This window comes from Streptomyces sp. NBC_01214, assembly GCF_026340975.1.
In the GTDB taxonomy this organism is placed as follows: domain Bacteria; phylum Actinomycetota; class Actinomycetes; order Streptomycetales; family Streptomycetaceae; genus Streptomyces.
In genome coordinates, this window is record NZ_JAPEOS010000001.1 from 59,224 (window position 1) to 73,164 (window position 13,941).

Here is a 13,941-nt window from a genome sequence, read left to right on the forward strand (position 1 = left end):
GATCAGCGTTGGCAGACCCTTATGGTGACGCACGCCTGTTTCTCTTGGTCCAGTCGACGAAGAAGAAGTTCTGGCAGTCGCTGCCGAGATCGCCTAGGAAACGGAAGTTGGATCGCGAAGAAGAGGCGCACATGGTGCACTTCAATCGGCGAGCGCTTCCTCGGACCGTACGACAGGGCCGCATAAGCGATGAGGGCCGCCCCACAAAGTGGGGCGGCCCTCAAAGAGAATATCGGCGACGACCTACTCTCCCACGAGGTCCCCCTCGCAGTACCATCGGCGCTGGCAAGCTTAGCTTCCGGGTTCGGAATGTTGCCGGGCGTTTCCCTGCCGCTATGGTCACCGAAATGCCTTGCGCAGCCACTTAAAAGGGCTAGGCGCTTTCGTTCGATGAGTATACAGGGGTGCAGGACTCCCTGGGCAGCCCCCTGGGCGCCTGACCGCTCCCTCGACGCGTCACAGAGCGACCGTCCAGGCGACTGCCCACCGGTGCCTGCAGGCACCGAAGAGCGCCTGCTCCTGAGCGTCACGCCTGTGCACCTCGGATCGGCCGAGGCGCAGGTCGGCAGTGACGTCCGCCGGCTCGCCGAGACTCTGATGAAGGCAGAGCTGTGTGCACCACTGACCGCCGGGTTGTCCTCCACCGGACTGATCACGACCGCGGCCTCGGGTTCGCCCAATCAGAGCGCGAGCTTGAAAGGCCCCTCATAGGGGCCGAGGAACCGTGAGCCGTTCAGGTGGATCAGGTGATCAGGCGCGTCAGCCACCCAGGCTTCGGTCTCCCATGCGAGGTCGGCCAGCCACTTGCGCATCGTGGCGCGGTCCGGGAAGCAGTTCACGAACACCAGCCCCGCTTTGTCCGTCGCGAAGAGTTTCTTAAGGTGCTCACGGCGTCCGAAGTCGATCGGTCCGTGAGAAGTGACGGCCTCCATCAAGAAGAGCCAACCGCGCTTCTCGTCATAGACCACGAGGTCCGGGTTCTTGCCGTGCTCGTCGAAGGTCAGCCCGAGACGTGCGAAGGCGTCGTCATGGCGGATGTCGTAGCGGTGATCCTTGGCGTCCCCCAGATAGAGCAACTGTCCGCCGCGGGCGAAGCGAGGGCAGAACTCCTCGACCATGTCCCGGATCAGGGGGTTCTGGCCACCAGGAGAGAGTCGGAACACAGAACCGTCGGGCAGCTTGACTGGGATCATCTGCATGTCGCGGGTGGCCTTGTAAGCGGCCTGCTGGGTGGGCGCTTCGGCTATCCAGGCGTCGAGGGCGTCTTGGAACCCAGAAGTGCCGAAGAGACGCACTACGGACAGAGCGGCCGGAGCGATCCGGTAATTGTTCTTGGAGGAGTTGACCGCGCGCCCTTCGGGGGCGTCGGAGTTGTGCTCGGCGAACCCCGCGTCGACGAACTGGTGGAGCGTCTGCTTGCGGAAGGTCTCACGCGAGTTCGGGGCGTACGTTTTACCCCACTTCTCCGCAATGACGCCCATGACTTCTGTGACGCCGAGACGCGGGTTGGTCGCCGTGTCCCACGGCTCGCCAGGTTCCAGGCCGAGCAGCACGAGAGCTGTCAGGGCGGACCTGCTATTGCAGCGGACCTTGTCGAAGCCGAAGGCTTGCAGGAGGACGCCGGCGTTGTCGACGGATGCTTCTAAGGTGCTGGTCACTCTGCGGAGCCTACGACAGCGGGGAACAAGTCAGCTACGAGGGCGTCGAGCTTAGCCTGTTCTGGGAGCCATTCCGGCGCATTCTCCGCCAGGCGCACCAAGTCGTCACGGGAGGGGAAGGGGAGTGTCTTGACGTCCCCGGCGTTGACCTGGGTATGCCCGGAGAAGGTGCGGAAGATCGCGTCGAGCGTCGAGGAGTTCAGCCAGAGCATCAGCCCGTGCGCGAGCTGAGGGTCGATAGGCCCCTTCTTCTCGTGCAGGTAGTTGGTCTTGTTGTCCAGGGCAACCGGGCCGTCGTGCTTCCAGACGCCCGCGACCACGCGCCGCTTCTCCTCCTTCGCGGAGAAGCGCTTGATGACGACGTAGTGCCCTTCGGGCAGGAGCAGCTTGCGGGCGGCCTCGGTGCTGGGAAGGAAGCCCTGCGGCTTCTTCCCGGGGCGCTGTGGCCACTCGATCTCTCCGCCGCGCACGTTGGCCTGGTAGATCATCGGCACGACACCGTCGGCACCGAGGTCTTCGGTCAAGTGTTCGCGGTTGCGGAAGTCGACGACCTTGCCCGTGCTGACACCCAAGCCCAGGTCAGCCAGGGTGAACGAGACGGCCGGCGGCACGACAGCGGAGTCGTCGAAGCGGACGAACTGCTCGCGATCCCCTGGCAGGACCACGGCGTCGAACGGGACGGTGCGGCGTAGCGGGGCGTCGTGGTGGGCAATCGACGCCGACAGGACGACCTGTCGCTGCTGGCCGCCCCGCGTGCCGGCCACGATGACGTTTTCCTGGAGAACGCCAGTGTCGGCGAAGACTGTGTTGCGGCTCTCGAAGACGTGTAGGAGGTCGAGGCTGGTGCGGTCGAGCATCCACTGGCGAAAAGCTCGGTGGTAGGTGCCGTTGGCCCAGGAGCGGGGCACGATGATCGAGATCTGGCCGCCGGGTGCGAGGGCGGCTGTGGCCCTGGCCCAGAAGGCCGTGTAGATGTTGCTGGCATCGACCAGGTCGTGCGCAGTGCGCGTACGGTGCAGGCTGCCCGCGGCGAGCTTTCCATAGGGTGGATTGGCGACGACGAGGTCGAACGGCCCGTCGATGAGTGCGTCATCGTTGGTGAGGTAGTCGCCCTGCACGAGCTCGAACGTGGTGCCGTAGGTTGCCCTGCATTCCTCGAGGGTGGCCCGTAGGTAAGGCATGACCTGCGGGTCGGTCTCCACAGCAACGACATGAACGTTCAGGTCAGGGCGCTCTTCGTGCAGCCGGGTCACCAGTGCGACGGTCAGCGAGCCGACGCCGGCGCCGGGATCCAGAACGCGCACGGTATTGCTCAGCGCGTCCAGGCGAGGCATCGAGGCGATCAGGTCGGCGGCCGGGGCAGGGGTAAAGAACTGCCCCAGGGCGGCCTGGGTCCGAGGGTCAAGGACACTGAGCGCATCCACCCGTCGTGCCTCGGTGTTCTCGATCAGTTTCACGTCCGCGATCCTCTCACGGGGCACCCCCGTGAAGTCATTGGTGGAGATACATACTAAGTCCGCCACTCCGTGGCAACCTCGGGAAGCAAATACTGAAGCGCGAGAGAGCCCAGGGCGCAGGCCAGCACGATGCGCTCTGGCACGACCCGACCCGCGAGAACACACCCCTGATCACCACTTTCCTGTCCGAAGGCACCCGGGCACGAAGTCGCCCGCGGACAGGTTCAGCAGGCGGCTGCCCGCCTGGTCCCGGGCACAGCGAGTGGGCACCAGCCTCCAGACCGCGGAAGACGGAACGCAAAGTGATGCCACTCCGAAACGGGTGTGCACACGCAACGTGACAGGCATCGGCAGCCGCCCCCGCCATCAGCCCGGGCTGGGGGAAATCTGGGAGAAGAAGTTCTCCCAGAGACCCCGCAAGACCGCTTCAGACCAATCCATTCCACCGCCCTGAACTGCGGAGATCCCGTTCTCGCCGATGCGGATCTTGGTTGGACGTTCTTCGGGACGAAGAGGTCGTGGGTTCAAATCCCGCCACCCCGACTTCGTAAGACCAGGTCAGGGGCCTGATCCACTCAGTGGATCAGGCCCCTGTTTGGCGTTTGCCCCTGTCTTGGGAGTCAATGGGGAGCCGGTCAGGCAGCGGCGCCGGCTTCCGGGGCAGTCGTGCGGGCACTCCGGTCGTCGAGGACGATCAGCGCGGGGCCGTTCTCCTTCTCGGCCAGATGCGTCACGCGGTCGACGGCTGCGGCGAGCGCCCGCGTGGCCGGGTCCGGGTCTCCATCACCGGGCGACGTTGCGCCGCCCTCGTGTTCCCGGGACGCCTTCCACATCGTGGTGAGCACGGCGAGCAGGACCGTCCCGAGAGGGCCACCTCGATGCGGCCGCCATCCGCGTCGTCGATCCGCTCGGGGAGCCGGAAGAAGGTGATCGCAGGAGCCGACAGGAGGCATTGCGGGTGGGCGCGTTGGTCCTTCCTGTCGGCCTGAGTGGGCTCCTGAACCGGCTCCGCGACGGGCGTCAGGGTGCGGCCCGGTTTCCTGCTTTCCCACCGTGTTCCCGTGACCGTGGGCATGGCGGACTTCTTCCCGCACGCGGGGTTGCCTCCCGTCGGATCGTTCGGTCAGCTCGGCCGGGTCCGGCCCAGCGGGCCGGACCACAACGGACTCGGTGGTGGCCGGGGCGCCGGCATCCAAGGGGCTCGCCACCTGGCCGGCACCAGCGGAACCGCCTGGACGCTCTCTTCCAGCCGCCGACTTAGGACTTCCACACCGCTCCGCGACTCCGCCAGGCCGGTGAGCATCCGTTCCTGCCGTCGCCGGAGCTCGCGGTTCTCCTCGCGCAGGCCCGTCGCGCCTTGCGCCACTGCTTCGAGGACCTTCTGGCGCGTCTGGTCCACCGTCACCCTCAAGTGCAAGCCGTATGAAGTCGAGTTGACTGAGGCGGCCCGGACGTCGAGCCCAAGTTCGGGAAGGCACTGCTGACCCTTGACGCGTACGTCGCCGTCTCCAGGGAAAGCTGTCGCTTCTGTCCCTGATCGGCACGGCGGCCGAGGACAACGTCCTCCAGCCGATGCGCACGGGCCCCTTCGTCAGAAGATCATGGGCCAGGAAAACGCCTAGCCCGGAGCGCTCAACACCGCGCGCCACATGTAGCTCATCGAGGAAGAGGGAATGATCGCCGTCCTGCTGTGCTTGGTTCCGTTCGTCCTGCTGGCGCTTCTCGTCAAGGGAATCCAGCTCGTCGCTCGTGGAGCCCGGGCCGGGGCGTGGACCGGGCCGTCCATGTGGGCCGGTTCGGGGTTCACTGCGGGCGTTCTGACGATCTGTGTGTACGTAACCGGCGCCTTCGCCGGCTGGGGCGGCATGGACAAGGGCGAAGCCTGCGGCGAAGACGTGTACGACTCGAAGATCGACGCGTTGCATCAGAACGATCCGCCGTTCCCGCTACACAACTGGTGCAACGCCGAGATCGATCTCGTCCCGTCCTGGGTCAACCCGACTGTTGCGGGGCTCGCCGTGGTGTCCGGCGTCTTCCTGGTCATGGCCGCGGTACTCGGTGCGGCCCGCGTCATCCGGAAGAAGAAACAGAGCGAACACAGGACATGAGCAGTCCATGAACCCTCTGTCACGCCGCCGGACCGGACCTCTGCTTGGCGAGGCGGCGAGTCCGCCAACGGCTGGCCCCTCGTCGGCTCGGCGGTGCTCACCCGGCTGATCGAGGGCAGCGGGGTGTCCATGCCCATCCTGGACGGCGATGTCGCCACGATCCTGCTGCACGCGCCCCGCCGCTTCCACCACGAGATCGGCACCCTGCGCAGCGGTGAGGCCGTCGGCCACACCGCATCCCGGACCGTGGCCGCGGACTACCCCACCACCTGTCCAGTACCGCCATCGGCATGCGGCACCCGAGGATGGTTAAATGTTCGATTATTACGGTTTGAACATTGTCGCACCTGTGCACGCAGATCCCCCTACGGTGGCCGGATTCGTACCCGTCGTCCTGGGGGTTTCCCATGTCTCAGCAGTTTCCGGCGCCCGGTCAACCTCAGCCCGGGGGCTATCCGCCCCCGCAGCAGCCACAGAAGTCCAGCGCCGGGAAGATCGTCGGCTTCTCATGTCTGGGCATCGTGGGGTTAATCGTGCTCCTCGCCGTCGTCGGGGCGGTCCTCGGCGGTGGGAGCGGCGACAAGACGGCGAAGGAACCTTCGCCGCCGGCCGCCGCGACGTCGGCGCCGGCACCGGCGGACGCGCCCGTTGCCAAGCCGTCGTCCGCCGCGCCGGAGAAGAAGGCCGCGGTCGAGGTCGCCGCGAAGAAGACGCAGTTCAAGAAGAGCGTCATCGCGCAGGGCGATGACTACACGAGCGTGTCCGTCACGATCACGAACAACAGCAGCGACGCGATCGACGTGAACCCGCTCTACTTCGCGATCACCGATACGAACGGCACCAAGCACACGGCCGAACTCGGGGCCGACGAGAACCAGATCGCCACGGTGGAGCTCGCCCCGGGCGAGAACGTGACCGGCTCGATCACCGGCAAGGGATCGTTCACCGCGAAGACCGTGACGTACACCGACGGCCTGATCGGCAAGGCCGTGCGAGCCGACCTGTCCTGACGCCCGCGGGCCGACGCACCGCCTCACCCACCGCCGTCAGTAGGGGCGGGGGGACATGATGTGCGGCTCGATGGCCGGGGCCTCGAAGATGCAGCGGGGTACGCCCGGCCCGGGTGTCGCGCGGACGGAGACCTGCGTCGGTGGATCCGTCGGCAGCTCGACGTGCACGGTCACGGGATGGTCGTCGTGCGTCGTGGCGTGTCCGGTCTCCTTGCCGTCGACCAGTACCTCCACGACGGCGGTGTGCCCGGTCTGGACCGTGGCGCTGACCGAATGCCCGTCGTGGTCGATGTGGAAGTGATGGCGCCGACCCATGAGATCGCCTCCCTGCGTTGCCCCCTCACGACAAGCGTAGCCACGGCGGCGCGGGACGGCCCCTTCCCTGCCCGCTCACGGCTCCTCGGGGGCGGCGAGTGCGGCGAGCTCCTCCCGGGCCAGCGCGAGGAAGGCCGCGGAGGGCCGGGCCTCCACGGCCCGCGCCCCGGCCAGGTCGTCGAGGTGGTCGAGGAGCGCGCCGAGGGTTGTGAAGGAACCGACCGGGCGCAGCAGCCACAGGCGCCCCCGCGGGCGGGGCGGGAGCCCGAGCCCGGCGAGGGCCTCGTCGGCCTCGCGGTCGAGGTCCCGGAGGTCGGGCTCGGGCAGCGGGACGCACTCCACGCCGGTGATATGGCCGTGGCCGTCGAGGGCGGTGTCCACCGCCCAGTGGGTGGACCGGTCGGGGATCCAGGTGCGGTCCGCGGGGGGCCAGACGTACGGGAGGAACACCCAGCGCAGGTCTTCGGGGGCCGGCTCCCAGCCGAGCACCTCCAGCTCCCGCATCTCGGGCAGCCGGTCCGGCTCCAGTTCGCTGCGGCCGGTGCGGCGCAGTGCGAGCGGGTGCGGCGTTCCGTCCTCGTCCCACGACATGCGGGCACGCTATCCGACCCGGTGGGCGATATGCGTGACCCCCGCGTACGGGGCTACCCCTGCGGCCGCTCCAGCGGGTTGGCGGAGATCCGGGTGGCCGCGCCGCCGGCCACGTACGCGGCCGCCGCACAGTCGGGCTTGCGGGCGGCCTGGCCCTCGACGAGCGCGAGGAACGCGGCGCCGAAGTCGCCCCGCGGGTACGCGGCGAGGAGGTCGGCCGTGAAGGCGGGATCGAATTCGGCGACGCGCAGGCCCGAGACGTCCGCGCTCGTCCCGACCTGCAACAGGTGGCTCTCCACGTCCTCGGCCGCGCTCACGTCGTCCCGCATGTGCAGGACGATGACCTCCTCGGCGCGTGCCCGACGGGCCGCCGGCCAGCCCAAGCCCGCCGTCAGGACCCGCGCGACATGGCCGCCCGCCTCCTCGAAGGGCAGGGTGTGGCTGTCGAAGGGCGCGGTCAGGCCCAGATCGTGCAGCAGGGCACTGACGTAGAAGAGTTCCGCGTCGTACGCCAGCCCGTGCTGCTCCGCGTACCGGGCTCCGAAGGCGTAGGAACGGACCGAGTGGTTCAGGAGGGTCGTGTCCGCGTACTCCGAAGCGATCTCGAGAGCTGCGCGGGCCGATGCGGTGTCAAGCGTCCACGTCTTCATGGGGCGTCAGCGTAGGCGCCGGCTGAAATCGATCTCGGACGGGGGCTCCCCCGGCCAGTTCAGCCGGGTCGGAGCGGGCGGGGTCTCGGCGAGGACGGTGCCGCGCGAGACGACGTACCGCGGGCGGACCTGGCGGCGGATCGCCTCCTCGGGCGACGGCGCCGGGAGCAGCACGAAGGAGGCGGGGGCGCCCGCGGTGATGCCGTACTCCGTCTCCGCGAGGCCGAGCACCCGCGCCGCACGCTCCGTCACCATCGAGAAGGCCAGCGGGATCTCGTCGGCGCCGGTGAGCTGGGCGGCGTACAGCCCGACGAGGGCGGTCTGCAGCGGGTTGGCGGTGCCCAGCGCGTTCCAGGGGTCCATCACGTCGTCGTGGCCGAAGGCGACGTTGACCCCGGCCGCCAGCATCTCCTTGACCTGGGTGAGGCCGCGCCGTTTGGGATAGGCGTCGAAGCGGCCCTGGAGGCCGAGGTTGGCGAAGGGGTTGGAGACCAGGTTGATGCCGGAGCGGGCGAGCAGGCGCTGGAGTTTGAAGCTGTACGCGCCGTTGTAGGAGCCCATGGCGGTGGTGTGCGAGGCCGTGGCGCGCCCGCGCAGCCCCGAGCGCAGGGCGAGGGTGGCCAGCACCTCCACGAAGCGGGACTGCTCGTCGTCGATCTCGTCGCAGTGCGCGTCCAGCCGCAGGCCGTGCTCCTCGGCCAGCGCGAAGGCCGTGTGCAGGGAGGCGAGGCCGTCCTCGCGGGTGTCCTCGAAGTGCGGGATCGCGCCGACGACGTCCGCCCCGCGGGCGACGGCCTCGCGCATCAGCCCCTCGCCGCCCGGGAAGGAGACGATGCCCTCCTGCGGGAAGGCCACGATCTGCAGGGTCATGAAGTCCCGCACCCGGTCGCGCACCTCCAGCAGCGCCTCGAGCGCGGTGAGGTCCGGGTCGGTGACGTCGCAGTGGGTCCGCACGTGCAGCACCCCGTGGGCGGCCTGCCAGCGCAGCACCTCGGTGGCCCGCGCGACCACGTCCTCGCGGGTCAGGGTCCGCTTGCGCTCACTCCAGCAGGCGATGCCCTCCCAGAGGGTGCCGGAGGCGTTGGGGCGGGGCTCGCCGACGGTCAGTGCCGTGTCGAGGTGGATGTGCGGCTCGACGAAAGGAGGTGTGAGCAGGCCGCCGTGGGCCTCGATCAGGACGCCGGTGACCGGTGGTTCCTTCTGGTCGTCGTACGGGATCACCCGTGCGATGCGGCCGTCCTCCGCGACCTCGACGTCGGACAGGCCGTGGGTGTGCAGCAGCCGGGCGCCCCGGACGATCATCCGCATGGCGCCAGCCTAGACAGACCCTTCGCCGGAGCGGGCCTAGCCGCGCTTGGCCTGGGCCTTCTGCTGCATGCCGCGCGTCTTCGCGGCGGTGCTGTGGATGTCCCGGACCGCGGCCTTGGCACGGGCCTCGGCGGCCGTGTTCTTGGCCAGCGCGCGCTCGGAGTCCTGGTGGATGTGGTGGCCGGTGCGGGCCTTCTTTGCCATGATCGTTCCTCCTCGGACGGAACGGCCGACGCGTTCCACTGTGCGCCCGTTCCGAGCGGTCGGCATCCCGGGGAGCGCTGCGGCCACAATGGGGCGCATGACCAGCGACAGTGAGATGACCCCCGACATGCCCGACTGGGAGAAGCGGTTCCGGGCACCGCGCGTCGGGCTCCCCGACTGGGCCGAGGACGCCCCGGACCGTTCGCTCTTCGTCTCCAACGCGACCGGAACCTACGAGATCTACGCGTGGGACCGCGCCACCGGCGAGCAGCGGCAGGCCACCAGCCGCCCCAACGGCACCACCGACGGAACCCTCTCCCCCGACGGGGAGTGGATCTGGTGGTTCTCCGACACCGACGGCGACGAGTTCGGCACGTGGGTGCGCCAGCCCTTCGCGGGCGGCCCCGACGAGCCGGCCACCCCGGGCCTGGAGCCCTCGTACCCCGCCGGGCTGGCCATCGGGCGGGACGGGACGGCCGTCGTGGGGCGCTCCACCGACGAGGACGGCTCGACCGTCCACGTGGTCCGGCCCGACGGCTCCGCGCCCACCGTGATCTACCGGCACCGGGAGTCGGCGGGCGTCGGCGACCTGTCCCGCGACGGAACACTGGTGGCCGTCGAGCACACCGAGCACGGCGACGCGATGCACTCCGCCCTGCGCGTCCTGACCTTGGACGGGACCACCGTCGCCGAGCTGGACGACTCCCGGGGCGGGTCCGAGGAGCTGGGCCTGGAGGTCCTCGGTTTCGCGCCGGTCGCGGGCGACACCCGGCTGCTCGTCGGCCACCAGCGGCGCGGCCGCTGGGAGCCGATGGTGTGGGACGTGGCCACCGGCGCCGAGCAGGAACTCGCGATCGACCTGCCGGGCGACGTCAGCGCCGAGTGGTACCCGGACGGTTCCGCCCTGCTGGTCGCGCACAGCTTCGAGGCCCGCAGCGAGCTGTGGCGCTACGACCTGGCCGCACGGGAGCTCGTACGCGTGGACACGCCCGCGGGGTCGGTGTCGGGGGCCACCGCGCGCCCCGACGGGACGGTGGAGTACCTGTGGTCCTCGGCCGCCGAGCCCTCGGCGGTACGGTCCACCGCGGGCGGGATCGTCCTGGACCCGCCCGGTTTCCGGGCGCCCGGCTCGGTACCGGTCGAGGACGTGTGGGTGGAGGGCCCGGGCGGGCGGATCCACGCGCTCGCGCAGCGGCCGGCGGGTCACGGCGAGGGCCCCTTCCCGACGGTCTTCGAGATCCACGGCGGGCCGACCTGGCACGACAGCGACTCCTTCGCGTCGGCCCCGGCGGCCTGGCTGGACCACGGCTTCGCCGTGGTGCGGGTCAACTACCGCGGCTCGACGGGGTACGGCCGCGAGTGGACCGACGCCCTCAAGTACCGGGTCGGGCTGATCGAGCTGGAGGACATCGCGGCGGTCCGGGAGTGGGCGGTCTCCTCCGGCCTCGCGGACCCGTCCCGCATGGTGCTGTCGGGCGGTTCCTGGGGCGGGTACCTGACGCTGCTGGGCCTGGGCACGCAGCCCGAAGCCTGGGCCGTGGGCCTGGCCGCCGTACCGGTCGCGGACTACGTGACGGCGTACCACGACGAGATGGAGGCGCTGAAGGCGCTGGACCGCACCCTCTTCGGCGGTACGCCGGAGGAGGTCCCGGACCGCTTCGAGGCGTCCTCGCCGCTGACGTACGTGGACTCCGTGAAGGCGCCGGTGCACATCGCGGCCGGCGTGAACGACCCGCGCTGCCCGATCCGCCAGATCGACAACTACGTGGACCGGCTCGCCGCGCGCGGGGCCGTGCACGAGGTGTACCGGTACGACGCCGGTCACGGTTCGCTGGTGGTGGAGGAGCGGATCAAGCAGGTCCGGATGGAGCTGGAGTTCGCGCTGAAGCACCTGCCGCACTGACCCTGCGGGAGGGCGACCGGTGCACCCCCCGTACGGTGGTGGGGTGCACCGGTTTCTCCTGACCCCGCGCTGGTGGGGGATCAACGTCTTCGTCGCGCTCGCCGTTCCCTTCTGCCTGTTCATGGGGTCCTGGCAGCTCGGCCGGTTCGAGGACCGCGTCGACAGCCACCGGGAAGCGGGCGCGGAGCGGCCGGTCGACCAGGTGGCGGCGCCCCTGGACTCGCTGCTCCCGGTCGACAAGACGACCTCCGGACGGCTGGCCTCCACGGCTGGGGAGTACGGCGACCAGCTGCTGGTGCCCGAGCGACGGCTGGACGGCCGGTCCGGGTTCTACGTGTTGACGCTGCTGAAGACCGACTCCGGCAAGACCGTCCCGGTGGTCCGGGGCTGGCTGCCGGGGGTGGCGGATCCCGCGAAGGCGCCGGTCCCGCCGACCGGCCGGGTCGAGGTCAGCGGGGCCCTGCAGGCCTCGGAGAACGCCGGTACGAAGGGGGTCCACTCCCAGGGCGGACTGCCGGCCGGGCAGCTCGGGGTGATCAGCGCGGCCTCGCTGGTCAACATCGTCCCGTACGACCTGTACGACGCCTGGCTGACCGTGCAGACCCCGTCGGAGGGGATGGTTCCGGTGCCCGCGCAGGCGCCGACCAACACCGGGCTCGACCTGAAGGCCTTCCAGAACCTCGGCTACACCGGCGAGTGGTTCGTCTTCGTCGCCTTCGTGCTCTTCATGTGGTTCCGGCTCTACCGGCGCGAGGTGGAGACCATCCGCGACGCCGAGGCGGGCCTGCTGGAGCCCGCCGCGCGCTAGGTCGTCCCTTCCGGATCTTGCCGGCGAGGCGAGATCCGAAGGAGGCGGCCCAGCCCTGCCGCCCGGGACACCGACACCGTCTCCGGGCACGCGCCGGGACGGCGGCTAGGACAGCGGGATCGCGCCCGTCCGGTAGACCGTTCCGCCACAAGCTTCGGGGATCGTCGTCCGCGTGGTCGTGGCCCCCGACTGCGGGGTGTGCGAGACGGCCACGCCGGACGGGGCCGGGGACGCGCCCGACTGCGGTTCGACGACCGGTCCGCTCCCCGTGCCGCCCGTGGCGCCCGCCGGCTCGGTCTGCGGGGGCTTCCCGCCCGTGTCCGTGTTCGCCGGTGCGCAGGTCTGGCCCGACGGCACCCACGCGAAGCGGACCTCGTACGCCGTGTTCGGGGGGAGCACCAGCGCCGGAGCCGCCGCCGCCGGGTCGGGCAGCAGCCCGCTCGCCGGATCCCCCGCCGTGTGGCTGACCACGGCGACCCCGGAACCCGAGCCGGCCCCGGTACCGGGCGCCGCGGCCGCGGCGGCGGCGGTCAGGGTGTCCTGGCCGGTGACGGCGCAGCCCTGCGCCGAGACGTTGGTGACCCGGAAGCTGCCGTACACCCTGCCGTCGGTCTCCGGGGCCCGGGCCGAGCCCACCACCCCGAGCTGGTCCGCACCGCAGCCGGGTGCTCCGGGCGCCGCCACCGGCGGCAGCGGGCCCGAGCCCGCCGCCGAGCTGCCGGAACCGGCCGGTCCGGCGGAGTTCCCGGCGCCCGACGGGCCTGCCGTCAGACCGTTCGCCGAGGGGCCCGCCGTGGCGTTCGGCTGCCCGGTGACCCCGCCCACGGGCGGGACCTCGCCGAGGGAGTCGGTCGCCCTCGGCAGGGACCCGAAGCCGTTCTGGTGGGGGTCGGAAACCGGTGAGTCCCGCTTGTCGCCCGTGGCCTCACCGTGCCCGGCCATCGCGGGGTGGTCCGTGGTCGGGCCCTCGGCCGCGGACAGGTGCAGTGCGGCCGGGATCGCCGTCCCTACGAGCAGCACGGCCGCGGCGGCGCCGACGAAGGCGGCCCGGCGGTTGCGGGTCCGGCGCGCGGGGACGGCGTCGCGCAGTCGCTCCAGCGCGTCGGCGGAGGGCTGCAGGCCCTCGACGGCCCCGCGCAGGAGGATGCGCAGTTCCTCTTCGCCGCTCGCCCCGCCCGGAGGTGTGTGGTCGTCCATCATGACTGCGCAGCCTCCATCGCCACCCGCAGCGCGGCAATGCCCCGCGATCCGTACGCCTTCACCGAGCCGAGCGATATTCCGAGCGTCTCGGCGACCTGGGCCTCCGTCATGTCGGCGAAGTAGCGCAGCACCAGCACCTCGCGCTGGCGGCGCTGCAGTCCACGCATCGCCTTGATCAGATCGTCCCGCTCCAGCTGGTCGTACGCGCCCTCTTCGGCGCTGGCCATGTCCGGCATCGGCTTCGAGAGCAGCTTGAGGCCGAGGATGCGGCGGCGCAGGGCGGACCGCGAGAGGTTCACGACGGTCTGGCGCAGGTACGCCAGCGTCTTCTCCCGGTCGCGGACCCGGTTCCGGGCGGAGTGCACCCGGATGAAGGCCTCTTGGACCACGTCCTCGCAGGAGGCGGTGTCGTCGAGGAGCAGTGCGGCCAGGCCCAGGAGCGAGCGGTAGTGCGCCTGGTAGGTCGCGGTGAGGTGGTCGACGGTGGTGCCGGCCACCACCTCGGCGGTCTCGGCCGTCTCGGCCGCCTCGCTCTTGCTGCTCCCGTCCGTCTCAGCGCTGTCGCGCGGCGCGGGCACGAGGCCGCCCCGGATCGGTACGGGTGTCCGTGCGGGCGCGGCCGACGGTCCCGCTGAGGGCCCCACCGGCGGGACGGGCACGATCACGGGGAGACCGCCCCCGGGTGTGCGGAGACGCCGGCGCGACGGGATGATCCCGATCTGCGCCGGC

14 protein-coding genes and 1 rRNA gene are annotated in these 13,941 nt (G+C 70.4%); 4 read left to right on the forward strand and 11 right to left on the reverse strand.

Annotated features, from left to right (window positions below; all coding sequences use genetic code 11):
• Window positions 1-230: 230 nt before the first annotated feature.
• From rrf to OG594_RS00295, 4 genes are all read right to left on the reverse strand, one after another.
• Window positions 231-347: ribosomal RNA gene (rrf, locus tag OG594_RS00280) — 5S ribosomal RNA — on the reverse strand.
• 333 nt (window positions 348-680) lie between these two features.
• Window positions 681-1,658, reverse strand: coding sequence for a BsuBI/PstI family type II restriction endonuclease (locus tag OG594_RS00285; RefSeq protein WP_266594504.1), 978 nt, complete (start codon window positions 1,656-1,658; stop codon window positions 681-683).
• Entirely contained in the window at window positions 1,655-3,115 is a 1,461-nt protein-coding gene (locus OG594_RS00290) for a class I SAM-dependent DNA methyltransferase (protein ID WP_266594505.1), read from the reverse strand. The genes OG594_RS00285 and OG594_RS00290 overlap by 4 nt, the downstream gene beginning before the upstream one ends.
• Before the next feature lie 635 nt (window positions 3,116-3,750).
• Complete coding sequence (locus OG594_RS00295; RefSeq protein WP_266594506.1) at window positions 3,751-3,960, reverse strand: hypothetical protein; 210 nt, start codon at window positions 3,958-3,960, stop codon at window positions 3,751-3,753.
• Window positions 3,961-4,788: 828 nt separating this feature from the next.
• Here OG594_RS00295 and OG594_RS00300 point away from each other — a divergent pair.
• Window positions 4,789-5,223, forward strand: coding sequence for a hypothetical protein (locus OG594_RS00300; RefSeq protein ID WP_266594507.1), 435 nt, complete (start codon window positions 4,789-4,791; stop codon window positions 5,221-5,223).
• A 407-nt stretch (window positions 5,224-5,630) separates the two neighbouring features.
• The gene (locus tag OG594_RS00305; RefSeq protein WP_266594508.1) at window positions 5,631-6,233 is read left to right on the forward strand and encodes a DUF4352 domain-containing protein; all 603 of its coding nucleotides are present in this window, start codon (window positions 5,631-5,633) and stop codon (window positions 6,231-6,233) included.
• A gap of 36 nt (window positions 6,234-6,269) precedes the next feature.
• Here the strand turns inward: OG594_RS00305 and OG594_RS00310 are convergent, their stop codons facing one another.
• The 5 genes from OG594_RS00310 to OG594_RS00330 form a co-directional block, all read right to left on the reverse strand.
• A complete protein-coding gene (locus OG594_RS00310) occupies window positions 6,270-6,548 on the reverse strand; it encodes a hypothetical protein (RefSeq protein WP_189743857.1) in 279 nt (92 codons plus the stop codon).
• Window positions 6,549-6,623: 75 nt separating this feature from the next.
• Window positions 6,624-7,139: a DUF5956 family protein gene (locus OG594_RS00315; protein WP_266594509.1), complete on the reverse strand. Its 516-nt coding sequence runs from the start codon at window positions 7,137-7,139 to the stop codon at window positions 6,624-6,626.
• Window positions 7,140-7,192: 53 nt separating this feature from the next.
• Window positions 7,193-7,789, reverse strand: coding sequence for an HD domain-containing protein (locus OG594_RS00320; RefSeq protein ID WP_266594510.1), 597 nt, complete (start codon window positions 7,787-7,789; stop codon window positions 7,193-7,195).
• Window positions 7,790-7,795: 6 nt separating this feature from the next.
• On the reverse strand, window positions 7,796-9,097 hold the full coding sequence (gene codA, locus OG594_RS00325) for a cytosine deaminase (RefSeq protein ID WP_266594511.1): 1,302 nt from the start codon (window positions 9,095-9,097) through the stop codon (window positions 7,796-7,798).
• Window positions 9,098-9,133: 36 nt separating this feature from the next.
• Entirely contained in the window at window positions 9,134-9,301 is a 168-nt protein-coding gene (locus OG594_RS00330) for a hypothetical protein (RefSeq protein WP_266594512.1), read from the reverse strand.
• Window positions 9,302-9,398: 97 nt separating this feature from the next.
• Between OG594_RS00330 and OG594_RS00335 the strand changes: the two genes are divergently transcribed.
• Both OG594_RS00335 and OG594_RS00340 read left to right on the forward strand, forming a co-directional pair.
• Window positions 9,399-11,204 carry a prolyl oligopeptidase family serine peptidase gene (locus tag OG594_RS00335; RefSeq protein ID WP_266594513.1) on the forward strand — a complete coding sequence of 602 codons (1,806 nt, stop codon included), beginning with the start codon at window positions 9,399-9,401 and terminating at the stop codon, window positions 11,202-11,204.
• Window positions 11,205-11,247: 43 nt separating this feature from the next.
• Complete coding sequence (locus OG594_RS00340) at window positions 11,248-12,012, forward strand: SURF1 family protein (RefSeq protein ID WP_266594514.1); 765 nt, start codon at window positions 11,248-11,250, stop codon at window positions 12,010-12,012.
• 105 nt (window positions 12,013-12,117) lie between these two features.
• On the opposite strand, the gene OG594_RS00345 is transcribed toward OG594_RS00340, so the two are convergent.
• Window positions 12,118-13,212, reverse strand: a complete 1,095-nt coding sequence (locus OG594_RS00345; protein ID WP_266594515.1) for a hypothetical protein — start codon at window positions 13,210-13,212, stop codon at window positions 12,118-12,120.
• A complete protein-coding gene (locus OG594_RS00350) occupies window positions 13,209-13,931 on the reverse strand; it encodes a SigE family RNA polymerase sigma factor (RefSeq protein ID WP_323185292.1) in 723 nt (240 codons plus the stop codon). The genes OG594_RS00345 and OG594_RS00350 overlap by 4 nt, the downstream gene beginning before the upstream one ends.
• Window positions 13,932-13,941: the final 10 nt, after the last annotated feature.